This window comes from Maribacter flavus, from assembly GCF_008386635.1.
GTDB classification, from domain to species: domain Bacteria; phylum Bacteroidota; class Bacteroidia; order Flavobacteriales; family Flavobacteriaceae; genus Maribacter; species Maribacter flavus.
The window spans coordinates 1,701,472-1,724,713 of the sequence record NZ_VUOE01000001.1; the positions used below are offsets into that span (position 1 = coordinate 1,701,472).

General features: G+C 41.5%; 25 protein-coding genes. 9 read left to right on the forward strand and 16 right to left on the reverse strand.

Annotation, left to right across the window (positions count from 1 at the left end):
• Positions 1–2 precede the first annotated feature (2 nt).
• Positions 3–581, reverse strand: coding sequence for a phosphoribosylglycinamide formyltransferase (purN, locus tag F0361_RS07365; protein ID WP_154917852.1), 579 nt, complete (start codon positions 579–581; stop codon positions 3–5).
• Positions 582–841: 260 nt separating this feature from the next.
• On the opposite strand from purN, the gene F0361_RS07370 reads away from it, so the two are divergent.
• From F0361_RS07370 to F0361_RS07395, 6 genes are all read left to right on the forward strand, one after another.
• A complete protein-coding gene (locus F0361_RS07370; protein WP_047247024.1) occupies positions 842–1,075 on the forward strand; it encodes an acyl carrier protein in 234 nt (77 codons plus the stop codon).
• 108 nt (positions 1,076–1,183) lie between these two features.
• The gene (gene fabF / locus F0361_RS07375) at positions 1,184–2,434 is read left to right on the forward strand and encodes a beta-ketoacyl-ACP synthase II (RefSeq protein WP_154917853.1); all 1,251 of its coding nucleotides are present in this window, start codon (positions 1,184–1,186) and stop codon (positions 2,432–2,434) included.
• Positions 2,435–2,441: 7 nt separating this feature from the next.
• Positions 2,442–3,173: a ribonuclease III gene (rnc, locus tag F0361_RS07380; protein WP_138256784.1), complete on the forward strand. Its 732-nt coding sequence runs from the start codon at positions 2,442–2,444 to the stop codon at positions 3,171–3,173.
• A gap of 117 nt (positions 3,174–3,290) precedes the next feature.
• Positions 3,291–3,758 (forward strand): IPExxxVDY family protein, encoded by a 468-nt coding sequence (locus F0361_RS07385; RefSeq protein ID WP_154917854.1) that lies wholly within the window; start codon positions 3,291–3,293, stop codon positions 3,756–3,758.
• Between the two features lie 2 nt (positions 3,759–3,760).
• Positions 3,761–5,203 (forward strand): pyruvate kinase, encoded by a 1,443-nt coding sequence (pyk, locus tag F0361_RS07390; protein ID WP_138256786.1) that lies wholly within the window; start codon positions 3,761–3,763, stop codon positions 5,201–5,203.
• A gap of 220 nt (positions 5,204–5,423) precedes the next feature.
• On the forward strand, positions 5,424–5,879 hold the full coding sequence (locus F0361_RS07395; RefSeq protein ID WP_154917855.1) for a COG2426 family protein: 456 nt from the start codon (positions 5,424–5,426) through the stop codon (positions 5,877–5,879).
• 35 nt (positions 5,880–5,914) lie between these two features.
• Here the strand turns inward: F0361_RS07395 and dinB are convergent, their stop codons facing one another.
• Positions 5,915–7,018: a DNA polymerase IV gene (dinB, locus tag F0361_RS07400; RefSeq protein WP_154917856.1), complete on the reverse strand. Its 1,104-nt coding sequence runs from the start codon at positions 7,016–7,018 to the stop codon at positions 5,915–5,917.
• Between the two features lie 28 nt (positions 7,019–7,046).
• Here dinB and F0361_RS07405 point away from each other — a divergent pair, with 28 nt between their 5' ends.
• The 3 genes from F0361_RS07405 to F0361_RS07415 are packed head-to-tail and all read left to right on the forward strand — an operon-like array spanning position 7,047 to position 8,668.
• Entirely contained in the window at positions 7,047–7,718 is a 672-nt protein-coding gene (locus F0361_RS07405) for an NAD(P)H-binding protein (protein ID WP_154917857.1), read from the forward strand.
• Positions 7,711–8,178 carry a CYTH domain-containing protein gene (locus tag F0361_RS07410; RefSeq protein ID WP_154917858.1) on the forward strand — a complete coding sequence of 156 codons (468 nt, stop codon included), beginning with the start codon at positions 7,711–7,713 and terminating at the stop codon, positions 8,176–8,178. The genes F0361_RS07405 and F0361_RS07410 overlap by 8 nt, the downstream gene beginning before the upstream one ends.
• Before the next feature lies 1 nt (position 8,179).
• A complete protein-coding gene (locus F0361_RS07415; protein WP_154917859.1) occupies positions 8,180–8,668 on the forward strand; it encodes a YciI family protein in 489 nt (162 codons plus the stop codon).
• A 32-nt stretch (positions 8,669–8,700) separates the two neighbouring features.
• Here F0361_RS07415 and F0361_RS07420 read toward each other — a convergent pair whose 3' ends face one another.
• The 14 genes from F0361_RS07420 to F0361_RS07485 all read right to left on the reverse strand — a co-directional run bounded on the left by F0361_RS07420 (position 8,701) and on the right by F0361_RS07485 (position 23,241).
• The gene (locus F0361_RS07420) at positions 8,701–9,843 is read right to left on the reverse strand and encodes an AEC family transporter (protein ID WP_154917860.1); all 1,143 of its coding nucleotides are present in this window, start codon (positions 9,841–9,843) and stop codon (positions 8,701–8,703) included.
• Positions 9,844–9,847: 4 nt separating this feature from the next.
• Positions 9,848–11,041: a pyridoxal phosphate-dependent aminotransferase gene (locus tag F0361_RS07425; protein ID WP_154917861.1), complete on the reverse strand. Its 1,194-nt coding sequence runs from the start codon at positions 11,039–11,041 to the stop codon at positions 9,848–9,850.
• Between the two features lie 159 nt (positions 11,042–11,200).
• On the reverse strand, positions 11,201–11,596 hold the full coding sequence (locus F0361_RS07430; protein WP_138256793.1) for a hypothetical protein: 396 nt from the start codon (positions 11,594–11,596) through the stop codon (positions 11,201–11,203).
• 40 nt (positions 11,597–11,636) lie between these two features.
• Positions 11,637–12,656, reverse strand: a complete 1,020-nt coding sequence (gene pheS, locus F0361_RS07435) for a phenylalanine--tRNA ligase subunit alpha (protein ID WP_138256794.1) — start codon at positions 12,654–12,656, stop codon at positions 11,637–11,639.
• Positions 12,657–12,750: 94 nt separating this feature from the next.
• Positions 12,751–13,386, reverse strand: coding sequence for a carbonic anhydrase (locus F0361_RS07440; protein WP_154917862.1), 636 nt, complete (start codon positions 13,384–13,386; stop codon positions 12,751–12,753).
• A gap of 87 nt (positions 13,387–13,473) precedes the next feature.
• On the reverse strand, positions 13,474–14,100 hold the full coding sequence (locus F0361_RS07445) for a carbonic anhydrase family protein (RefSeq protein WP_154917863.1): 627 nt from the start codon (positions 14,098–14,100) through the stop codon (positions 13,474–13,476).
• Complete coding sequence (locus tag F0361_RS07450; protein WP_154917864.1) at positions 14,097–15,680, reverse strand: SulP family inorganic anion transporter; 1,584 nt, start codon at positions 15,678–15,680, stop codon at positions 14,097–14,099. Before F0361_RS07450 ends, F0361_RS07445 begins: the two co-directional genes overlap by 4 nt.
• 77 nt (positions 15,681–15,757) lie before the next feature.
• On the reverse strand, positions 15,758–16,054 hold the full coding sequence (locus F0361_RS07455; protein ID WP_138256798.1) for a hypothetical protein: 297 nt from the start codon (positions 16,052–16,054) through the stop codon (positions 15,758–15,760).
• Positions 16,055–16,127: 73 nt separating this feature from the next.
• On the reverse strand, positions 16,128–16,886 hold the full coding sequence (locus F0361_RS07460) for an SH3 domain-containing protein (RefSeq protein WP_154917865.1): 759 nt from the start codon (positions 16,884–16,886) through the stop codon (positions 16,128–16,130).
• Positions 16,887–16,888: 2 nt separating this feature from the next.
• Entirely contained in the window at positions 16,889–18,667 is a 1,779-nt protein-coding gene (locus tag F0361_RS07465; RefSeq protein WP_154917866.1) for a BatD family protein, read from the reverse strand.
• Between the two features lie 10 nt (positions 18,668–18,677).
• Positions 18,678–19,535, reverse strand: a complete 858-nt coding sequence (locus F0361_RS07470) for a tetratricopeptide repeat protein (protein ID WP_154917867.1) — start codon at positions 19,533–19,535, stop codon at positions 18,678–18,680.
• A 1-nt stretch (position 19,536) separates the two neighbouring features.
• Positions 19,537–20,583 carry a VWA domain-containing protein gene (locus F0361_RS07475; protein ID WP_154917868.1) on the reverse strand — a complete coding sequence of 349 codons (1,047 nt, stop codon included), beginning with the start codon at positions 20,581–20,583 and terminating at the stop codon, positions 19,537–19,539.
• Positions 20,584–20,586: 3 nt separating this feature from the next.
• A complete protein-coding gene (locus F0361_RS07480) occupies positions 20,587–21,585 on the reverse strand; it encodes a vWA domain-containing protein (protein WP_154917869.1) in 999 nt (332 codons plus the stop codon).
• Positions 21,586–23,241, reverse strand: coding sequence for a hypothetical protein (locus tag F0361_RS07485; protein ID WP_138256804.1), 1,656 nt, complete (start codon positions 23,239–23,241; stop codon positions 21,586–21,588). It lies immediately after the preceding gene.
• Between the last annotated feature and the right edge of the window lies 1 nt (position 23,242).

Genomic DNA, 23,242 nt, shown 5'->3' on the forward strand with positions numbered 1-23,242 from the left:
AATCAGTTCTGTGTTTTTAAGATATCTTCAATCACCTTTGGAAAATGTTCATACTCCAAATGGTGCACTTTTTCCGCTATATTCGCTGGGCTATCATTCGCAAAAATTACGGTTTTTACTTGTTTTATGACCGCACCTTCATCGTATTGGGCATTTACATAATGAATCGTTATGCCGGTTTCTGTTTCCTTATTTTCCTTTACCGCAGTATGTACGTTCATGCCATACATTCCCTTACCCCCGTATTTGGGCAATAGGGCGGGGTGGATGTTTATGATTTTATTGGGAAAGGCATCAACCATGTCCTCAGGAATCTTCCAAAGAAAACCAGCAAGAACGATTAGGTCCGGTTGTATTCCCTTTAGGATGTTCAATACAAAATCACCCCCAAGGAAGGCATGTCTATTAAAGTATATAGCGTTAACGTTCAACCTGTTACACCTGTCCAATACTTGGGCATTCCGTTTATTCGTAAATACCGCCTCAATCTGTACGTTGTCATTCTTATCAAAATAACGGACAATATTTTCCACATTGGAGCCGGAACCCGATGCAAATAGTACTATTTTTTTAACGTCCAATGGTTCTTGTTTTAAGGTTAGGATGGAAGAATTCTGAGAATTTAAGGGCAAAAGAAAACAGAAATAAAGTAAGCACCAAGGTTTTGTTCATAAATGACGTTGGAGGGCACATCGTTTTCGGAAGAAAAATTTATGGTTTCATGTAGGGAAGTATGATTTTTATTTTCTTAAATTACCTTACATTTTAACGACAATTAGTGTAATTAATCCAAAGTTTTATATTTTTGCCTTCAATTTAAATTTTTAAAACCAATATTATTATGTCAGACATTGCATCAAGAGTTAAAGCTATCATTGTTGATAAATTAGGAGTTGACGAAAACGAGGTGGTATCAGAAGCTAGCTTTACGAACGATTTAGGGGCAGATTCATTGGATACTGTTGAGTTGATTATGGAGTTCGAAAAGGAATTCGATATTCAAATCCCTGATGATCAAGCTGAGAACATCGCAACAGTTGGCCAAGCCATTAGCTATATAGAAGAAGCAAAGTAATTTGATGATTTCTTAAACAGAATTTAAATTATCCATGTGGTAAATGCTCCGCATGGATAATTTTTTTTAATTTACCTTCAGTTTATTTCTAAACTAAAAAAAAGTTCAATGCAATTAAAGCGAGTTGTCGTTACTGGATTGGGTGCTCTTACCCCAATTGGTAACAATATTGAGGAGTATTGGAACGGTCTTGTAAATGGTAAAAGTGGGTCCGCACCCATAACATATTATGACACTGAAAAATTTAAGGTAAAATTCGCCTGCGAACTAAAAAACTACAATACAGAGGATTATTTTGATCGTAAGGAAGGACGTAAACTGGACAGATTTGCACAGTATGCGCTTATTTCTTCGGATGAGGCCATAAAGGATTCCGGATTGGATCTGGACAAACTGGACAAATTCCGCACCGGGGTCATTTGGGGTGCCGGCATAGGTGGTTTGGAGACCTTTCAAAATGAGGTGATGAATTTTGCCCAAGGGGACGGAACACCAAGGTTTAACCCTTTCTTTATACCCAAAATGATCGCGGATATTGCTCCCGGACATATTTCCATAAAGCATGGTTTTATGGGACCAAATTATACAACGGTTTCAGCATGTGCATCCTCTGCAAATGCTTTGATAGACGCTCTCAACTACATACGTCTGGGCCATTGTGATGTCATCGTATCTGGAGGAAGCGAGGCTGCCGTAACCATTGCAGGTATGGGCGGTTTTGGTGCCATGCACGCACTTTCTACACGAAACGATAGTCCGGAAACGGCCTCAAGACCCTTCGATGCTACTAGGGACGGTTTTGTCTTAGGAGAAGGCGCAGGAGCATTGATACTTGAGGAGTATGAGCATGCCAAGGCAAGAGGGGCAAAAATATATGCCGAAGTTGCAGGAGGGGGACTATCCAGTGATGCCTATCATATGACCGCTCCACATCCAGATGGTATCGGTGTGGTTAAGGTAATGGAAAACTGCCTTCGCGATGCTGGTATGGGCATCGAGGAAGTGGATGCCATTAATACCCATGGTACTTCTACACCCTTAGGGGATGTCGCCGAGTTGAAGGCCATATCGGAAGTATTTGGGGAACATGCCAAAAATATAAATATCAATTCTACAAAGTCCATGACTGGGCATTTGTTGGGTGCCGCGGGTGCCATAGAGGCCATTGCCTCCATTCTGGCTATGGAACATGGCATGGTTCCGCCGACTATCAATCATACAACAGTAGACGAAAACATAGATCCTAGTCTAAACCTAACGCTCAACAAGGCCCAAAAAAGAGATGTTAGGGTTGCCATGAGTAACACCTTTGGATTTGGGGGGCATAATGCCTGTGTTGTCTTTAAAAAAATAGACTAAGACCTTTATGACCTTTCCTAAAAATATATTCAATTCCCATTCTAAACAGGATGGGGATTTTTTTTTAGGATTAAAAAGGATTTTGGGATTTAAACCAAAGCATTTGGTTTATTATAAAAAGGCCTTTTTGCACCGATCAATGAACCAAAAGGATGAAAATGGAAATCCAATGAACTATGAACGATTGGAGTTTTTGGGGGATTCCATGCTTGGAACCATTATCTCCAAACATTTATACAATGAAGTCCCGGAAGGTGATGAAGGGTATTTGACCAAAATGCGATCCAAAATCGTCAGTAGGGAACACCTGAACGAATTGGGTAAGGATTTGGACCTGATCAAGTATGTAGAAAGTAGGATTCCAAAATCGCATTTTGGGGAAAATATACATGGAAACGTATTCGAGGCATTGATTGGCGCTATTTATTTGGATAGGGGCTATAAATACTGTGAAAAGTTCATAAATACTAGGGTCATAGAGCCGTATGTGGATATCGAACAGTTGGAAGGAAAGGTTATAAGTTATAAAAGTCTGATTATAGAGTGGTGCCAAAAGCAAAAAAAATCATTTAATTTTAATGTTTACGAGGACACAGGGAACGATTCGTTAAAGCATTTTGCCGTAAAGCTTTCCATAAATGATAACGTAGTGGCCAAGGCTAGGGCTACCTCTAAAAAGAAAGCTGAGGAAAGAGCATCCAAAAGGGCATTTTTTGCACTACAGGATAGAATGAAATAGAATCGTTAGAATTACAACAAAACGCTAACGTTTTCGTAATCAAAACCACTTCTTAAACTTATTTAGCCGTTAGGCTTTATTCTTTAATAGTTCTATATTTACCGTTTTTGAGTGTGTATGTCGGCAGTGTATAAAATAAAAGATGATTTTTTTGATGAATCCTTTCTTTTAGTCGCTTTGCATAGCACTTTGGAGGATTATGCCATTGCCTACGGATTAAACCGTATACTGAATTCGAATTTTAAAAGAGGCAAGGCGGATTTTGATTTATCGGAAAATAGGTCCTTCCCGTATTATGATTGGGAAGATGAGTTAAATTACAGGTATTGGGTGCTCGTTTCCAATCAAAGCGCGAAAAAAGAGTTGGTAACCAACAATGACCTGTTTCAGTACGAAACAACCTATTCCACTCCCCGTTTGATCCCGGAGCTTAAAGAGGTGGATTATTTCCTGAAAATAGAGGGAGATGAGGATACAGTGGATAGCAGTAAAATAATAAAAACCCTTTTGGGCATTCCTAAGATAATGGCCGCCTACGAGGTAGATATAAACAAACTAAAATCTAGAAATAATTTAATTTTTTAATAATGTCAAGCAACAAGAAGACAAAGATCGTAGCAACCCTAGGCCCTGCTACAAGTAAGAAAGATGTGCTTAGAAGCATGATGCTGGCAGGAGTAGATGTCTTTAGGATAAATTTTTCCCATGCCGACTATAAAGATGTTAAGGAACGGGTAGACCTTATACGTGAGCTCAATGAAGAGTTGGAAACCAATACGGCTATTTTGGCCGATTTGCAAGGACCTAAACTTAGAGTTGGTGTAATGTCCGGTGAAGTTGTTGTGAGCCCTGGCGACGAACTTACCTTCGTAACAGGCGAACCCTTTGAAGGTACGGCAGAAAGGGTATACATGAACTATAAGGAATTCCCTAGGGACGTAAAACCCGGTGAACGTATCCTTTTGGACGACGGAAAGCTGATATTCGAGGTCGTATCAACGAACGGGGAATCTGAAGTTAGGGCAAAAGTGATTCAAGGAGGGCCACTAAAGTCTAAGAAAGGGGTGAACCTTCCAAACACGAACATTTCCCTACCGGCCCTTACCAAAAAGGATATCAAGGATGCGGAATTTGCGATTTCTCTGGAAGTGGATTGGATAGCATTATCCTTTGTAAGATTCAGCCAGGATTTGATTGACCTTCAGAACATAATTAAGCAACACTCCGCTCATAAAATCCCAATAATTGCAAAAATAGAAAAGCCAGAGGCTGTTGAGAATATTGATAAGATTGTCGCGTATTGTGATGGTTTAATGGTTGCCAGGGGAGATTTAGGTGTTGAAGTACCGGCACAAGAGGTACCTTTGATTCAAAAGAAATTGGTGCTTAGGGCCAAAAAGGCACGAATTCCCGTAATTATTGCCACCCAGATGATGGAGACGATGATTACCAGTTTGACCCCTACCAGAGCAGAGGTGAACGACGTTGCCAACTCGGTCATGGATGGTGCGGATGCCGTTATGCTATCCGGTGAAACTTCCGTTGGAAATTATCCTGTACAGGTAATCGAAAAAATGGCCAGTATCCTTAGGAGCGTGGAATCTTCGGAATTGATTAAGGTCCCTCACGAACCACCTCATGTTAGGACCAATAGGTATATCACAAAATCGATATGTTTTCACGCAGCTCTCATGGCCAATGAAATTAAGGCCAAGGCCATTTCCACATTGACCAATAGTGGCTATACCGCTTTTCAGATATCGGCGTGGAGACCAAGTGCACACATACTGGTATTCACTTCCAATAAAAGAATCCTTACGCAGTTGAATCTTTTGTGGGGCGTAAAGGCGTTCTATTATGATAAGTTTGTATCTACGGACCAGACCATTGAGGATGTTAACGGAATTGCCTGTAAAAAAGGCTATTTGGAAGTTGGCGATATGCTGGTAAGTTTGGCGGCCATGCCCATAAAGGCAAAAGGAATGGTAAATACACTAAGGGTCACGGAAATAGAGACCTGTAATTTTTAAAGAGCAAAAAATAATACCGTTTTATAGACCTGATGAATTCATCAGGTCTTTTTTTTATTATAGGTATTTCATGTTCTAATAGAATAATTATCCTTTTGACACAATCTTCGGAGAATCGTTGAATTTGTATCGACCCTTAACTTTAGTTCTTTTTTATGAATTGGAACAGGTGCCTTAATCAGAAGGATGACTAGCTTCGTAGACCTAAATTAACCTGTTTGTGATATTTGATTTTCTTTTGGCAATATTGTGGAGTTTTTCCCCTTTTGGAGAGGCCAAGGTAGGGATACCATACGGTGTGCTTAAAGGGTTGGACATCTACGCTGTATTTATTTTTTGCTTTTTGGCAAATGTCCTTGTCTTTCCCATGATGATGTTCTTTTTAGATAAAATCAATGTTTATTTTACACGTTGGCACTTCTATAAAAAATCGGCTTTATTCGTTGCAAGAAGGGCAAAAATGGGTTCTGGCGATAAAATCAAAAAATTTGGCTTTTTTGGGTTGATTTTCTTCGTAATGATACCACTCCCAGGTACTGGTGTTTATGCAGGTAGCATAGCTACTTATCTATTCAAAATTGAGAGGCAAAAGGCTTTTTGGGCCAATGCTATTGGTATCTTTTTGTCCTCGGTCATTGTATGGTTGGCTACCCTTGCCTCCATGCAGGTAATTTAGTTAGATCCTTTAAATAAAGGGTCTTTAAAAGAAAACTAAAAATCAAACTTAAGCTGATAGGAAACGGTCTCATTCTCTTTTTTGGGCTGCTCCTTTTTTTCCGTATTTAAATTGGATAGTGAAATCCCTAAAAGCCTTACAGAGTTCTGTAACCTTTCTTGGTACAACAACTCTTTTGCCGTCTCAAGAATAAGCTTTTTGTCCAATATAAAATAAGGCAAGGTTTTACTGCGGGTGTTTAAGGTAAAATCACTGTATTTTATTTTCAACGTTACCGTTTTTCCCGCTATTTTGGATTTTTGAAGTCGTTTTTCCAGTTCACTGGCAATGTGTTCCAAGCGTTCCAACATGAATATTTCACTGCTCAAATTTTCGTTAAAGGTACGTTCCGCACCTACGGATTTTGGTATTCTATGGGGTTTCACGGGGCTGTTGTGAATGCCTCGTACCACTTGGAAATAATAGCTTCCGCTTTTACCAAAATGTTCCTCCAAAAAGGCAAGCGATTTTCCCTTTAGGTCCTTACCGGTAAAAATACCAAGGCCGTACATCTTGTCGGCCGTAACCTTTCCAACACCATAAAACTTCCGTATTTCCAATTCTTCCAAGAACCTTTGTACCTCCTCCGGGTTTACCGTTTTTTGTCCGTTTGGCTTGTTTACATCACTGGCCACCTTGGCAATGAACTTATTTATGGAAATACCTGCCGATGCATTTAGCCCTGTTTCCTTCAGGATTCTATCCCTAATTTCCTTGGCAATAAGAGTGGCTGAAGGATTCCCTTTTTTGTTCACAGTAACATCCAGATACGCTTCGTCCAACGATAATGGCTCTACCAAATCCGTATAATCATAAAATATGGACCTAATCTGTTTGGAAATTTCCTTGTAACGGTCAAAGCGAGGTTTTACGAAGATGAGGTCCGGACATTTTTTCTTGGCCAATATACCGCTCATGGCACTGCGTACCCCAAATCTTCTAGCCTCATAGCTTGCCGCCGAAACAACGCCGCGCAGCTCATTGCCACCCACGGCTACGGGCTTTTGCCTAAGATCAGGATTGTCCAACTGTTCTACGGAGGCATAAAATGCGTCCATATCCACGTGGATAATCTTTCGTAAAGGAAAATCATTGGACATCCTGTAAAATTAAGGTATATTTAATTTGATGTACCAAAACAAAAAAACTGCAATTATTCTTGGGGCTACCGGTCTTACCGGCGGTATACTTTTACAGCTTTTGCTGGAGGATGACCGATACGATAGAATAAAACTGTTCTCCAGAAATCGTGTAAATATTGTATCGGATAAGATCGAGGAACATATTGGGGATGTCCTAAACTTGGAAGGTTTTAAACCGAAATTTAAAGCAGACGAGGTATTTTGTTGCATAGGCACGACAAATTCCAAAACCCCGGACAAGGAACTGTACCATAAAATAGATTATGGAATTCCTGTTTCCGCCGCACAAATATGCAGCAAACAGGGTATCGAAAAACTTTTGGTCATTTCCGCTTTGGGTGCCGATCCGAATAGTTCCATTTTCTACAACAGGGTAAAGGGAGAAATGGAAGAAGCGGTATTAAAAATAGGGATATCGAAGACCTATATTTTACAGCCTTCCTTAATTTCCGGACCACGGGAAGAACGACGTCCTGGCGAGTGGCTGGCAAAGCAATTATTTAAGGTTTTAAATGTATTTATGGTGGGGCCATTGAGAAAATATCGGTCCATTCATCCCAAGGAAATAGCGATATGTATGCTGAAATTGGCCAATGGGGAAGAAGCAAGCGGAAGAATTACTTCGGATGAAATAAAAATAATCGCAAATCATGATTGAGATTGAACGTAAATTCTTGGTCAAGTCCATGCATTTTGTGGACAATGCGGTTTCAAGTACCAAAATCATTCAGGGATTTTTGAACACACACCCTGAAAGGACCGTGAGGATACGCATAAAAGAGGAGAAGGGTTTTTTGACGGTTAAGGGAAAATCGAACGAAACCGGGACCACCCGTTTTGAATGGGAGACTGAAATAGCGCATATCGATGCCCAAAAGTTGCTCCAACTATGTGAGAAGGGCGTTTTGGAGAAGACAAGGTATTTAGTGCCTTTTGAGGGTCACAATTTTGAAGTCGACGTATTCGATGGGGAGAACAAGGGTCTTATTTTGGCAGAAATCGAACTCACCACTGAAAGTGAACTATTCCAAAAGCCCCATTGGTTGGGGGAGGAAGTCACCGGAGATATTAAATATTACAATTCGCAATTAAGCAAACAACCTTTTAATACCTGGTAATATGAAGAATGTTCTTAAATTATTGGTACTGACGTTCATCTGTTCCTGTGGAAATCCAAGACAGCAGCTGGAAATGAATAGCGCCTTGGAAGAACCAACCAAAACCAGCGCAGAAATAAAAAAGGAATTGACGGATAAAGGCTATGAAATCTTCGATTATGTAGATGAGGATACCAAAGATACCGTGTTGATGCAGCAATATTTTATAGCGTTCTTAAAATCAGGACCTAACAGGAGCCAAACAAAGGAAGAAGCGGATAGTCTTCAGTCCTTACATTTGGCACATTTAGGCCGAATGTACGAACTGGGTTATGCCGATATCTCCGGGCCATTTGGGGATGACGGGGACATAAGGGGCATTACCATTTACAATACACCTACCCTTGAAATGGCCGATAGTCTTGCCAATATGGACCCTATGGTAAAGGCAGGCAGGCTGATTATTGAAATGCACCCTTGGTGGGCGGCCAAGGGATTTCCCTTACGATAGGACGTTGTTTAAAGTATTCTTTGCGTAAAAAATTAAGTCGTTTCCGTACGAGTGGTTTTGTATATAACCCAATCGGCCTTTTTTTGACCTACCTTTTTTCTGGTTTTGAATAGCTGTTTTACCAAATAGGGGACAGCGCCTACAAAGGAAAAAATCAAGCCTAAAACCAACACGGAATATCCATTTGAGAAAAGGTTTCCACTGGATAAAATCCCCAGGATTAAAACCGTGGACAAAGGAAAGGATAACGCCAGGATGTTAACGCCAAAAGTGGCATTAAAAGTTTTGTGCTTCTTTTTTATGTCCATTTCTTGGGAACCCACTACGGCAATGTGCGAAAAGGGCCAAAAGCTACAGGCACTTAGTCCAAATGAAAGCAGGACCAAAATATCCTGTTGAACCTCTACCTTGGCTATCAAAATAAATACTCCGGAAAGGATGCCAACAAAGCCGGCCCTTAAAAACAGAAGCGAAAAAATCTTATAAATCTGCTCTTTTTTTATTTTCACCGCCAAGCCTATGAACAATAGTACCAACGGTGTCATGATTACGCTAAGCCGGGTCAACGTATCGCTAATGAAAAATGGCAACGACTCCATTTTAAAACCAAAAAATACCAAAATCAAGGCAATGACTATAAAGATATTTACGGGTTCGGAGATCATTGCCATTGTCAAAGACTTCAATTTTGCAGCTCGTGATTGGTCTGTAATCGCTCGTTTGCTATAATACCAATTCATGGCCACCAAGTAGAGGATTATCAGTACAAAGACTTTATTGCCCAGGTCTGCCATTGCCGCCTTTGCCAAATAGGCCTCGCCCAAAAATTCCAAAACAAATGGAAAGCAGGAAAGTCCAGGTGCCAAGGAAGGAACCAACAACCTTGCCGTACGGTATTCCGGGGTGTCCCTCTTTATCCCGGTAAGGGGCATAAGGTAGGGGAACAACAAAAACAATAGGATGTTTAAGGCAAGTGCCAAAAATGGCAAAGAAAGCAGCGCCGCGTCAATTTGAACGCCCAATAGGGCAATAAAAATAGTAGCGGGCAAGGCAAGGTTTAAAATTATTTTCTTGATACCGGTCAATTCCTCCTTGGAACCAAATTTGAGCTTTAGGAGCAGACCAATGCCAATAAATAACAAAAAGGTAAACGTCTTTTGTAAAGTATAATCCATGTTTTTATGCTAATACGTCTGTAAGCGCCGCCGTAAATATTTTCATTTCGTCCATGGTGCCCATGCTCACACGGCACCAATTTTTACCCATAAATTCAAAGGCCCTGACCCCTACCTGTTTTTCAAGCATCTTATCGAGGAATAGTTTTCCGTTCATCTCTATGGGGAAAATGATAAAACTTGTATGGGAAGGCACGTAGTCATAGCCCAATTTTGTTAGGCTTTTGTATACATACTCCCTAGCCGCCGCATTTTTTTCTTGGGACATATTTTGGAACTCTTTGTCGTCCATACTCGCTAGAGCGGCAAAGATGGATGTATAGGATATTCCCATGCCGCCTCTGGTGATTTTCTGAATTTTTTCCAAGGTGGATTCCTGTGCCACGATATAACCAACCCGAAGCCCTGCCATGCCATGGATTTTTGAGAAGGTCCTCGCGATGATTACATCCTTTCCTTCGTTTATGAGGCTGACCATACTTTGTTTGGCGCCGTCCTCCAGGAATGCCAAGTAGGCCTCATCGACGAAAACAGGTACTTTTTCAGAAACCCTGGAACAGAAATCCAACAATTCTGTACTATCCGTAATACTACCGGTAGGATTGTTTGGGTTGCAGATGTACACAAGCTTCGTTTCAGAGTCGATGGCTTCTTCCATGGCCTTTAAATCGTGCGACCAGTCATCTTTCAATGGAACGGGCTTCCAACTTGCACCCGTGGCTTGGGCCACTTGCATCAAGGACATATAGGACGGGTCCGCGGATACGACATTGCCTCCGTTCAAGAACAGCACCATACCCGTTTTTTCCAGAAGATCTGAAGATCCAGGTCCCATCATGATATTTTTTGGACTTACCCCTTCTTCCGCGGCGATTTTATCGATTAAGTCGAACAGTTCCCGCCAGGCGTATCGGTTTCCTTTGGTAGCTACATTTTTGAGCGCTTCCACCGCTTTTGGCGATGGCCCATAAGGATTTTCGTTGGCGTTCAGCTTTGCCAAAAGTTTGGATTCTTTAGGAAATTCCTTGGGGATGAATTCCTTAAAAAAGGGACTATATAGGGCGTTGCCTTTGGCATCCAAAGGAATATAAGTTTTAGGCACTTCAGAAATACCTAAGTGGGGAAATAGCGTAATGCCTCCCGCTGTGAGCAATCCTGTCTTTAGCCAGTTTCTACGATTTAATTTTCCTGTTTCCATTAGTTCTATAGGGTTTAATTAGCTATAGAGACTAATTTAAAACTAGGCAGGTCCAAATCCTATCTTAATAATGTAAAAATCAGGCAGTTAAAATTTTACATGAATAATAATAGACTCATAAAACTATCAATATGACAATTAATGGGTCAAAAAACAGGGCTATTTTGCGAATATCCCATCCTTTTCAATCAAAGGGACATGGGTAAGGTTCTGTTCGTTGACGGAACCCTTTTCAAAGAGGAACTTCTTTTCATAAAGCTTGTTATCCGCATAATAGGTAACAAAAAACTCATTGTTAAGGCGCAGCACTTCTTCCTGTACAAGCTCCACTTTTTCAAAGGATTTGGCAGCTACGACCCCAATGGCATGCCGCATGGTGGAGGTTTTTACCTTTTCGTCATATCCCTTTGAAACGATCAGGGCCATTTCAATGGGCGTTTTCCTATTATTAATAATGTAAGCGTTCCAATCCTTGGACAGGAATTCATCGTTCCACTCGTAAACAAGGGCAATATACACGTCTTTGGCAATAGGTATTTCGATGTCTTTTTTCAAAAATATCCGTTATTTATCCGAAGAATTTTACATCCAATGCTTATAGGGAACTTTTGAATTGTTCCAAAAACCGAATATCGTTTTCACTCAACAAACGTATGTCACTGATCTGATGCAGCAAAAGGGCGATCCTATCTATACCCATTCCAAAGGCGAAGCCTGAATAGATTTCCGGGTCAATATTGCAGTTTTTAAGGACGTTTGGGTCAACCATCCCACAGCCCATAATCTCCAACCATCCGGTACCTTTGGTCATTTTATAATCGGTTTCGGTTTCCAGCCCCCAATAAACGTCAACTTCCGCACTGGGTTCGGTAAATGGAAAATAGGAGGGGCGTAACCGAATCTTGGACTTTCCAAAAAGTTCCGTGGTGAAGTACTGTAGCGTCTGTTTTAAATCGGCAAACGAGACATCCTTATCAATATATAGCCCTTCCACCTGATGAAAAAAACAATGGGACCTCGCCGATATTGCCTCGTTCCTATAAACCCTTCCAGGGGAAATCGTTCTAATGGGCGGTTTGTTGTTTTCCATATACCGCACTTGAACCGAGGAGGTATGAGTCCTGAGTAGAATATCCGGATTAGTTTGTACGAAAAAGGTGTCCTGCATATCGCGTGCAGGATGATACTCCGGTAGGTTCAGGGCCGTAAAATTGTGCCAATCATCCTCAATTTCAGGTCCTTCCGAAACATTGAACCCTATTCTTGAAAAAATATCTATAATCTTGTTCTTGACAATGGAAATGGGATGTCTTGCGCCCAATTCGGTGGGGTTACCGGGTCGCGTAAGATCGCCAAAAAGTTTTTCTTCGGATGCGTTTTGCTCCAAGGCCTGTTTCAAGAGCTCCACCTTTTCCGTAGCGGCCTGTTTTAATTGGTTGATGGTTTGGCCAAATTCCTTTTTTTGCTCGTTAGGAACATTCTTGAACTCTGCAAAAAAATCGTTCAAGACCCCTTTCTTGCCCAAATATTTTATTCTAAATGCCTCTACGGCATCCAGATTGTCAGTGGTGAAAGAGGATACTTCTGCAATTTGTTCCTTGATTTTATCAATCATAATGCTTGATTAAAGCCGCAAATTTAAAACTTTTAAAAAAGGTGGAATGTGTTTTTGGGGATTAAGATATGCAACCAAGGTAAATTGAAAGGAGTCAATCCAAATGATATATTTCCATAATTTCCTTTAGAATCCCCTCAAAATCGATATTCAGGTCAATGAGTTCCCCGGAGTGTACATTAAATACCCAGCCGTGCACCGTAAGTTCCCTTTGCCTATATGCTTTTTGTACCACCGCCGTTTTTATAAGGTTCACACACTGTTCCTGAACATTCAGCTCTACAAGTCGGTCGTATTTTTTTTCTTCATCCTCTATGGTGTTCAGTTCATCCTTATGGATTCTATACACATCTCGAATGCATCGCAACCATGGATTTAGTATGCCCAGATCGGCTGATTGCATAGCGGCTTTTACGCCTCCACATGCATAATGACCGCAGACTACAAGGTGACTTACCTTGAGATGCTCTACGGCATATTCCACTACGGACATGGTATTCAGGTCTATGTTAATGACCATATTGGCAATATTCCTATGAACGAAAACTTCACCGGGATTGAGCCCCATAAGTTCCTCTGCGGTAACCCGGCTATCGGCACAACCTATATATAAAAACTCCGGATTTTGGCCTTTCCCCAGTTCATTGAAGTAATTGGGCTTTAAGGATAATTTGTCCTGAATCCACTTTTTATTGTTCTCGAATATCCTGTCTAAATAGTTGGCAGCCATAGAAATTTATAATTCTTAGGAAAGTTAACCTATTCTTGTATGTAGCGGCCTATTAATTTTTCTTGACCAAGCCTTTCAAATGAATTTTTAGTAAAATTCAACGGCGCCAGAGGAGATATCGTACATGGCTCCTACAATCATTATTTCGCCATGTTCCTCCATTTCCGCGAGGACCCTACTACGCTGTCTGATATTTTCTATGGTGATTTCAACATTTTTTGCCGCTACCGCATCTACAAATTCCAGATTTTTGGAATTTCTTTTGCTTTCGTCAACGGGTTCCTTAACGGCAGCCACTGCAGGTTCTATTTTATTGATCAAAGCCGTGAGGTTTCCCAATCTGGCATGATCACAAGCCCCTTTTATGGCACCGCAACTCGTATGGCCCAAGACCACAATTAGCTTTGTCCCAGCCAATTTGCAGGCAAACTCCATACTCCCCAAAATATCCTCGTTCACAAAATTTCCGGCGATCCTAACACTGAAAATATCTCCCAATCCTTGATCAAAGACCAGTTCTGCGGATACCCTGGAGTCGATACAGCTTAAAATGGTAGCAAAGGGAAATTGTCCTTCGCTGGTATCGTTGACCTGCTCCAAAAGATTTCTGTTCGCTTTAAGGTTATTCTGAAAACGTTGATTGCCTTCCTTTAAAAATTGCAATGACTTTTGTGGGGTCATTGTCGCCTGTGTTTCTTTCGTATGGGCTTTCATTCTGATTTCTTCTTTTTAAGATTAAAAAATTCTATAAAACTGGTTGGATTCTCTACAATACCTCTTTCTGAAATAAGTTTTATATGAATGCTTCGTTCCTTGGCTTTTGTTTTAAAGTCCTCAAGGATTTCAATTATATCATTATCCAAATACTTGGTCTTTACAACATTTATTTCTAATAGGGTATTTTCAGATAGGTTGTCTAATTCCTTTAAAATTGCTCCTTTATTAAAGAAAGTGACTTCTTCGGCCAACGTCATCTTTACTATATTTTTACCATCATCCTTTTCTTCAATATGCAAAAAGTGAGAATTTTGATAACTCTTCAAAAGGATAACAACTATACCAACACCTAGTCCAAGACCAATACCAATCAAAAGGTCAGTAAAAATTATTCCGATTACAGTCACGAAAAATGGAATGGATTGTTTCCAGCCCAAATTGTACATCTTTTTAAACAATGAAGGTTTTGCCAGTTTATAACCAACAATGAATAATATGGCCGCTAGCACTGAAAGCGGAATCATGTTCAGGATTTTAGGGATAAGAATTACCGAGAACAAGAGGAAGAAACCGTGAATGATAGCGGAAAGTTTTGTTCTGCCGCCCGATTGAATGTTGGCAGAACTCCTAACGATCACTTGGGTAATGGGTAATCCCCCTATCAACCCAGAAATAATATTGCCCGTACCCTGTGCCAATAGCTCCCTGTTTGTTGGGGTTACATTTTTATGGGGATCCAGCTTATCCGTAGCTTCCACGCATAGTAAGGTTTCCAAACTGGCAACCAATGCTATAGTAAAGCCGGTCACCCAAATCTGTGGATTTGTAATCGCGGAAAAATTGGGAAAACTAAATTGCCCGAAGAAAGAGGCCGTATCCTCTGGAACCGGGACACTTACCAAATGTTCCTTTGAAATCCCAAACACTTCATGGTCCGCGGTAAGTACATAATAAATAATTCCTATGGCCACGGCTACCAATGGTCCTTGAATCAATTGGAATATTTTGGATTTTTTGGTCAGCACCTGGTCCCATAATATCAATATGGCCAATCCAATAATCGCGATAAGGGTCGCACCCGGACTAATGTTGTTAATCGTATTGACAATTTCGGAAAAGGTGTTTTCACCGTCTACCTGAAAAAATGCCCAATCCCCCTCAGGATCTGGATCATACCCAAAAAAATGGGGTATTTGTTTCAAGATGATAATGATACCGATACCCGTCAACATTCCCTTGATTACGGAGGAAGGAAAATAATATCCGATGATACCGGCCTTCAAGAGGCCAAAAATCAATTGAATGACACCGCCAATGACAACGGCTACCAAAAAGTTCTGATATCCGCCGAGCGCTCCTATCGCCGTTAATACAATGGCCGCCAGACCCGCCGCCGGTCCGCTAACACCAATATTGGAACCGCTTAGGGCGCCTACTACAATCCCGCCAATAATTCCCGCAATCAGGCCCGAGAATAAGGGTGCGCCACTTGCCAGGGCAATTCCCAAACAAAGGGGAAGTGCTACAAAGAATACCACGATACTCGCGGGTATATCGCTTTTTAAATGTTTGAACATGTTTTTTGAAATCTTTTAAAGTAGACCAAATAGGTGGTCAAGTGAATTTTTAAATCGTTATTTAACGGAAAGAAAATTTACACTTTTGGAGGAGGTAAGAATACTTCTTTAAAATTGGAAAGGATTAAACATGTATCATCTTTGGAGAAAGAATGTAATTTCCCAAATGCTAAAAAGGACATATCATTTTGAAGGTTGTTGTTTACAAAATGCTTTTCGGCAAACTCTATCGTGGTTTCATAATTTTCCTCTTCTTCATTAAAATCCATTACAATCTGTTCACCATCAAATAGCTCCATCAATGTGCCAATGGACGGAGCTAATATGGCAATCAATAAAGAAAATGACAAAAAGTAAACTACGAGTGATTTCAAATTTATTGGTCTGTTTTGACGAATATACTGAATATCTACTGAAGGTATATCTGTATGTCAGGTTTAATTGATTTTAAAAATCCTTTAAGACCTTAAGATCACTGGCAGGTATCCAACCCGTTTTGCCGTCGGCCAGCCTAATTTTTCGGTAGTCGTTGAGACTGTCCAGAACGTTTACCTTGGTGCCGGAGTGCAAGGTAAATATATCCTCACTAGAAGTATTGGGCTCCGAACGTACGTTCACCTCATCGGCAAAAATAATGGCGGGATTATCCGCCTGATAGGAACTGAACTCCACGGAAGCAAATACTATGAATACGATACAAAGGAACAATGCGATTAAACTTCCAATAAAGGCGAACCTTTTTCTAGTGGAATATTGATTGTAATAAAAGGCAATATAAAGGAGCACGAACAAAATCATGCAAAAAATGCTTGCGTAGGCCCATTGGTCAAAGGTTAACCGGGAGGTTATACTCTTATAAATGCGCGAAAGTCCGGTCTGGGGCAGCGTTTCTATGGCATCCAAGGTCATATTCTGGGCATAGGTCAGATTGGTTCGTACTTCTTGGTCGTCCGGATTCAACAAAAGCGATTTCTCGTAATAATAAATACTCTCCGGTATTTGGTTTAACTTGTAGTAGGCGTTCCCAAGGTTATAATACAAAGCTGCGGAGTGCTGATTGTTTTCCAAAATTTTATCGTACGCCTCAATAGCTTTTTCATACTCACCGTTGTTATAGGCTTCGGTAGCCTGATCAAACAAGTTGGTACCTTGTGAGTTCCCAAGGAATCCCATTAGTAGCATTAATATGGATAATTTTTTGATCATACCTACAATTGTTTATCCATTAAAGAAATTACCTCACTTGCCTTGTCGTAGTCCCTTTGCATTTCTACATTGGAGAATGGGCTATATCTGGCCGCCTCACAATTCTGTAGCAGTCCAATGAATTCGTTTATAGTTGTTTCCTCTATACCCTTTTTGTTCAAAAGTTGGGAAATTTTATCCTTACTGAATTCAGAGGTTTCTATTTTTAGCTTGGCTTTCAGGTAATTGTGCAGGGCACGTTCCAAAGCTATATAGAACGCATCTTTGTTGCCAAGTTCCTTTCGGGCTGCGGAAAGATATTTTCTGGCCAATTTATTGGCGCGCTTTATCTTATTTCCCACTACATCTTCCGCGATGGCATCCCTTTTCTTCCGTAGGATTATCGCTAAGGGAATTAACAGTAAGGGTAGAAGGAGCCATAAATAATACCGTGTGGACCCAAAGAAATAAGAGGTTCCCATATTCGTAAGATTGGGGGAAAGCTTTATAAAATTGAATTGGCTCCCCGTAGTCACCACCTGCTGTTTGTTCGTTTGACCAATGGCCGAGTTGGAGAGGCTTCCACTATTATTGGGCCCCTCAAGTACATTGATGATGATTTCGTCCGAATTTAAGGTCTCGTATCGTTCCGTCTTCGGATTAAAAAAGCTAAAGGATATAGAAGGGATGGGATACTTGCCCCTAAAAGAAGGTACGATCGTATAACTATTGCTCACTTTTCCCTGCATGCCGCTGAGGTTCGTGCGTACATCTTCGGTAAACTCCGGTTCATATACTTCCAATGAGCTTGGAAGTTCCGGTTCTGGAAGTTTGAAAAGCTTTAAATTTCCTTTACCGCTAACTTCAACGGTAGCCTGTAGGGATTCCGTCGCATTTAGTTCCGTTTTTGTTGTATTGACCGAAAAATCGAATTCACCCACAGCTCCGGTGAAATTTGCCGGTTGATTGGCGGTAGGAAGGCTTTTTACGTTTATTACCCTGTTGCCGGCCGAAACGGTTTTATTGGTTTGGGAATAGATCCTGCCCCCAAAAAAGTCCCTTCTACTGGTTGGAACGTCCACGGTGACGTCCAAGGACAAGGGTTCAATTTCCAATTTCCCAGTTTTTTGCGGATAGAGCACCACTCTTTTTAGAACAACATACCTGTAAGGTTTGCCTTGATAGGTACCATTTTGTGCCGTTAGCCTAGAAACTTTGATATCCTGACTCCAAAAGTTATTATAAGTAGGATTATCCAGAGGCTGATAATTGGAAACACTGATATTTGGGCTCACATAGAGTTTATATACCACACTTATGGCTTCGTTGAGGTATGGATTTGTTTTGGAAACCTCGGCCACGAGATGCAGGTTTTCATCGGCTACATCCTCTGCCGTCATCTGATCACTGGGCTTGTCCACAGCGGCCGTCACTTCTATTTCCTTTGGGAGAGATTTATAGGTTTTACCGGCAATAACGATGGTCGCCTGTTCAATAGTAAACTTTCCTTTGGCGGTGGGAGCCAAGGTATAGGAATAGGTTTTGGAATAGCTTCTTACACCATTGATCCAGGATGAACTTATGGATTGGGAAGGGCCCATTAAGACCCGGAACCCATTAAAATCCGGGGGATTGAAATTGTCCCCGTCCTTGTTCATGGTAAAATCTACACGAAGTCGCTCGTTCAATCCCAATTTTGGTTTGCTCAGCTGTATTTCAAAGGTAACGGCGTCGGCATCCTGCCCCTTCACTAAAAAGGAGAGAAAGAAAAAAGGAATTAGTATAATTAGCTTCTTGATCATGGACTCTTGCCTACCAGTCTTTTTCGTTCTTCACTTTTGCACCTTTTACCTTTTTGGCATCTATTTTCTCCTGAACCTGCTTTTCAGCGTTTTGCATCGCCCTTAAAAGGTTCTCTACCTGTTGCTTTGAGAGCTGGTTAGGTTTTCGTTGCGGTTGGTCCTGGGGTTGGTCGCCTTGCTCTGGTTTCTTGTTCTGCTCCTCTTTTTGGTCACCATCACCTTCTTTGTTCTCATCCTTCTTTTCGTCGCCCTTATCTCCCTCATTGCCATTTTCTCCCTGATCTTTGTTGTCCTGGTTTTGGTCCTCCTTATTGTCCCCGTCCTTATTTTGATCCTGGTCCTTTTTGTCCTCTTGGTCCTGCTGGTCCTTGTTCTCGTCGTTCTTGTCCTTGTTTTCCTCTTCCTCCTTTTTTTGCATTTCCTTGGCCAGGGCAAGATTGTATCGGGTTTCATCGTCCGTAGGGTCGTTTCTAAGGGCTTCCTTATAGGCTTCCACGGCTTTGGAGTAATCCTTACGTTTCATGAACACGTTGCCCATGTTGTGATAGGCCTTGTGTTTATCCTTTTTTGATGTGGCGACCTCCCCTGCTTCCTTAAACCTTCCAAAGGCTTCGCTATAGGTTTCGTTATTGTAATAGGCAGTTCCTAAATTATAAGGAGCGGCCACATTTTCGGGGCTTTTGGCAATGGCCTGTCTGTAATCTACTTCGGCCTGCACAAAATTATTTTCGGAAAGGTTCTTGTTCCCATCCCATGTTAGGTTGGTAGAGGTCCTTAAGGCCCTCTCCTTTTCCTTTGCATCCTCTTCCTGTGAAAAAACGGAAACGGAAATGAAAAGGAGCAAAAATGTATAGATCAATTTTCCCATTTTATTCCGGATGTTTTTCGTTAAACAAATTGAGTTTCTTCAACCATTTTGTCTTGCGGTCCAAGATAAAAATTTCCAAAAACAGGAACAATAATCCAGCCCCCAGAAACCATTGAAATTGGTCCTTGTATTCCGCAAATTGTTTGGCCTCAAACTCTTTTTTATCCATTTGCAGCAATTCTTCTTTGATGAACTCTACAGCGGCATCCGTATTGGAACCGTCAATGTAGGCGCCATTGCCCTCATTGGATATTTCGGTCAACACTTCCTCGTTCAGTTTGGTAATTACCACTAAGCCTTGCGCATCCTTCTTGAGGGATTCCATAACGCCATTTCTTTTTATGGGGATGACAGAACCCTTTTCAGACCCCACACCTATGGTATAGATGGTGATTCCCTCATCTACGGCCTCCTCAACGGCACTCATGGTGGAATCTTCCGAATGGTCTTCCCCATCCGAAATTATGAAAAGGACCCTGTTGGTCTGTTCCTCGTCATCGTAAAACGTAGTGGCCAATTCTATCGCCTCGTTGATGGCCGTTCCTTGCGACGTGAGCATGTCTGTGTTCATGCTTTGTAGAAACATTTTGGCGGCCCCATAATCCGTTGTAATAGGCAATTGCGGAAAGGCCTGACCTGCATACGCTATTATCCCGATCCTGTCACTGGCCAATTGGTTTATAATTTCCGACACCAGTCGTTTTGCTTTTTCCAACCTGTTTGGTGCGATGTCTTCCGCCAACATACTTTTTGAGACGTCCACGGCAAAAACGATGTCCACACCTTCTCTTTTAACAGTCTCCAGCTTGGTGCCAATTTTTGGATTTACAAGACCCATTATCAGGGCCGAAAGCCCCAAAAGAAAGAATATAAGCTTTAAGGTGCCTTTGTAATAGGATCTGCTAGGCGTCAATCGCTTTAATAATTTGGAATCCGCAAACTTTTTTTGGGTCCTTTTTTTCCAAATCAAAAGCAATAGAAATATGACTATGATCACCGGTATGATGAACAATAGATAAAAATATAATTTTTCGTCTAACTGAATCATTTTCTAAATAAAGCTTCTAAATACCGTATTTCTCAAAACCCATTCCAAAAGTAACAGGGCACCTGCAAGCAATACCAAAGGTCTAAATTTCTCCTCGTATCGGTAATATTTGAATTCTTCAATATCCGTTTTTTCTAGTTTATTAATCTCCTCATAGATTTCTTCCAAGGTCTCATTGTCCGTTGCCCTAAAATATTTTCCGCCCGTAACCTCGGCAATGTTTTTCAAAAGCTCCTCATCGATTTCTACTTGTCGCATCCCATACCTAAAGGAACCATCGGCATTATATGCTATGGGGGATAGGGCATTCCCATTGGTTCCCAGACCAATAGTGTAGGTTTTAATATCGAACTCTATGGCAAGATCTGCCGCGGTCTGAGGTTCGATAAACCCGGAATTGTTCACCCCGTCGGTCAGTAGAATAATGATCTTACTTTTTGCCTTGCTTTCCTTCAACCTGTTTACGGATGTGGCCAGACCCATTCCAATGGCCGTGCCATCCTCCAGTTGCCCATAGGTTATTTCGTTCAGTGCATTGAGCACGATGTTTTTGTCCGTGGTAATGGGTGTTTTCGTATACCCTTCACCCGCATAGGCCACCAAACCAATACGGTCATTGGGCCTTTTTTTGATAAAATCCGCAGCGACTTCCTTAAGGGCGGATAGGCGATTTGGTTTAAGGTCCCGTGCCAACATACTGGAAGAGACGTCTATGGCCATAACAATGTCGATACCCCTTGTAGTTTTGGTACGTGTGGATATATCTTCCGTTTGAGGCCTGGCCATGGCAATAATAATCGCACTTAGGGCCAAAAGCCTTAGGACAAAAAGCCCCGGTTTTAACTTTGGGAGAATACTTTTGTACTGAAAACTCTTGATCGTGGCTATTTTGAGGGCTGCGGTTTCTTCCTTACGTTTGAATATATACCATACCAACGCCAATGGCAGTGCTAAAAAAAGCCAAAAGAATTCCGGATTTGCAAATGATATATTATCTAACATTTAAACATCTGTTTTAACTTCTACAGTGGAAAGAATCCTATCCACAATATCCTGTGCGTAGGTGTCATCTTCCAACCAGGTAAGGATTACGTTCTGTTGGAATCCCTTGCCCCCAAAGAGTAGTACGGTGTACTCGCCCTTTACCAATTCTTTGGAATTTGGGACGGGAAAATCGCCGCTACCAAATACTTTGATACCTTTTACACCGCTAATGGTAGTGAACTCCTCCTGCTTTGTAATAATGTTCTTGGTACCTTGACTTTCAAAACCCTGAATGATCTGTTCAATGGTCTGCTCAAAGGGAGCTTCCATTTCTGGGTTCATGGTCACGGAAGTCGTCCCCACGGTAAAAAGTCCGATGGGGCTATGGTATGAAAATGCCTGAATATCCTGAATGTTGGCCTTTGCCTCCGGAGGCAGTTTCACTTCTTGCCGCACCAAGACTTTTGGGGTTTCCAAAATAATAGGGGGAAAACCATAGGAGCTGGAAATCCATTCCCCTTCCAATAATTCCTTGGTGGGGTGGCCAAGGACCGTATCCTTTAAATAGGTAAACCCGAATTTGAACCCAGCAATCAACACTCCCAGAACGATGACTCCTGCCAAGGTAGAAAGTCCAATAATGAGCTTTCTTTTCTGTTTTCTTCGGCCCAGTTCCTCCAAATATTCCGCTTGTTGCATCAATTCTTCTTCCGTTGGTTCAGGCAGGGCTTCGTGGGTTTTGACCACGATCTGCTCCACCAATTTTCGGTCCTGCTCCGCTACGGAGGTGGAAGGTTTGGTCCTGGCGAACTTTACCAGATCCGCCGTCTGAAGTATGTTCCTAAACTGTTGGATGGTATCCTTGTCCAACTGCAATTCCCCGGAATCGCTCAAGAGTTCCAAGCGTTCTATTAACTGGCCCGTAGTACTTTCCAGAGCGGCTACATGTGCCTCTTCTTCCAAATAGGCACGAACGATCGTCGTTAATTCCGAATAGTATTCCTTGAACTCATCCTGGATTAAGTATTTGGAATTTTCAAGTCGCTTCAACTCCAAAAGCGCCCTGTCGTAGGGAGGTAACAAGGCTTCTTTTTCTTCTTGGGTCAAAGGCTTTTTCCGTAGTACGAACCAATAAAAAAGTCCGCCAAGTACCAATAGTACCAATAGCCCAATAACCACGTACTTCCACCATCCCATATAACTTTTCTCTACATTGATGAGGGGTTTAATGTCGTACATCTTCTGGGCAATGGTATCCACCGGAACCGTTTCTACATGGATCATTGTGCTATCCGTAAAATAGCCTATGCCATTGATTTCAATGCGTTGGGTGGGCAGTTTATAGGAACCGGAATCGAATTGTGTAAGTGCATATATTTTTTGGAGGGTAAGCCTGTCGTTTTTTCGTGTGGTATCCGTTGCGAACGCCTCTACTGTTTCCAGCGGGGAAAAGGTCTGACCTTCCGGAAAGATTACCTGATCGGTAGAATCCACTTCCACGGAAACCTTCCATTGGACCTGTTCCCCAATTTTAATATACGTAGTGTCTACGGATGTCCTGATATTCCGATTTTCTTGGGCCTTTACGGTTGAAAGGGACAAAATAAGGCACACAAACGCCAGGAACCTTGCCATTCGCATTACTGGAAAATGTGTGGTTGAAATAATCCGCATT

Coding starts and splice junctions, on each gene's coding strand:
- F0361_RS07470 (WP_154917867.1), bottom strand. CDS start 19,535: ATGGGAAAATTGATCTATACATTTTTGCTCCTTTTCATTTCCGTTTCC.
- F0361_RS07385 (WP_154917854.1), top strand. CDS start 3,291: ATGTCGGCAGTGTATAAAATAAAAGATGATTTTTTTGATGAATCCTTT.
- fabF (WP_154917853.1), top strand. CDS start 1,184: ATGCAATTAAAGCGAGTTGTCGTTACTGGATTGGGTGCTCTTACCCCA.
- rnc (WP_138256784.1), top strand. CDS start 2,442: ATGACCTTTCCTAAAAATATATTCAATTCCCATTCTAAACAGGATGGG.
- F0361_RS07420 (WP_154917860.1), bottom strand. CDS start 9,843: ATGGATTATACTTTACAAAAGACGTTTACCTTTTTGTTATTTATTGGC.
- F0361_RS07460 (WP_154917865.1), bottom strand. CDS start 16,886: ATGATCAAAAAATTATCCATATTAATGCTACTAATGGGATTCCTTGGG.
- F0361_RS07450 (WP_154917864.1), bottom strand. CDS start 15,680: ATGTTCAAACATTTAAAAAGCGATATACCCGCGAGTATCGTGGTATTC.
- F0361_RS07475 (WP_154917868.1), bottom strand. CDS start 20,583: ATGATTCAGTTAGACGAAAAATTATATTTTTATCTATTGTTCATCATA.
- F0361_RS07440 (WP_154917862.1), bottom strand. CDS start 13,386: ATGGCTGCCAACTATTTAGACAGGATATTCGAGAACAATAAAAAGTGG.
- pyk (WP_138256786.1), top strand. CDS start 3,761: ATGTCAAGCAACAAGAAGACAAAGATCGTAGCAACCCTAGGCCCTGCT.
- F0361_RS07465 (WP_154917866.1), bottom strand. CDS start 18,667: ATGATCAAGAAGCTAATTATACTAATTCCTTTTTTCTTTCTCTCCTTT.
- F0361_RS07415 (WP_154917859.1), top strand. CDS start 8,180: ATGAAGAATGTTCTTAAATTATTGGTACTGACGTTCATCTGTTCCTGT.
- F0361_RS07410 (WP_154917858.1), top strand. CDS start 7,711: ATGATTGAGATTGAACGTAAATTCTTGGTCAAGTCCATGCATTTTGTG.
- F0361_RS07445 (WP_154917863.1), bottom strand. CDS start 14,100: ATGAAAGCCCATACGAAAGAAACACAGGCGACAATGACCCCACAAAAG.
- F0361_RS07425 (WP_154917861.1), bottom strand. CDS start 11,041: ATGGAAACAGGAAAATTAAATCGTAGAAACTGGCTAAAGACAGGATTG.
- F0361_RS07370 (WP_047247024.1), top strand. CDS start 842: ATGTCAGACATTGCATCAAGAGTTAAAGCTATCATTGTTGATAAATTA.
- dinB (WP_154917856.1), bottom strand. CDS start 7,018: ATGTCCAATGATTTTCCTTTACGAAAGATTATCCACGTGGATATGGAC.
- pheS (WP_138256794.1), bottom strand. CDS start 12,656: ATGATTGATAAAATCAAGGAACAAATTGCAGAAGTATCCTCTTTCACC.
- F0361_RS07405 (WP_154917857.1), top strand. CDS start 7,047: ATGTACCAAAACAAAAAAACTGCAATTATTCTTGGGGCTACCGGTCTT.
- F0361_RS07480 (WP_154917869.1), bottom strand. CDS start 21,585: ATGTTAGATAATATATCATTTGCAAATCCGGAATTCTTTTGGCTTTTT.
- F0361_RS07485 (WP_138256804.1), bottom strand. CDS start 23,241: ATGCGGATTATTTCAACCACACATTTTCCAGTAATGCGAATGGCAAGG.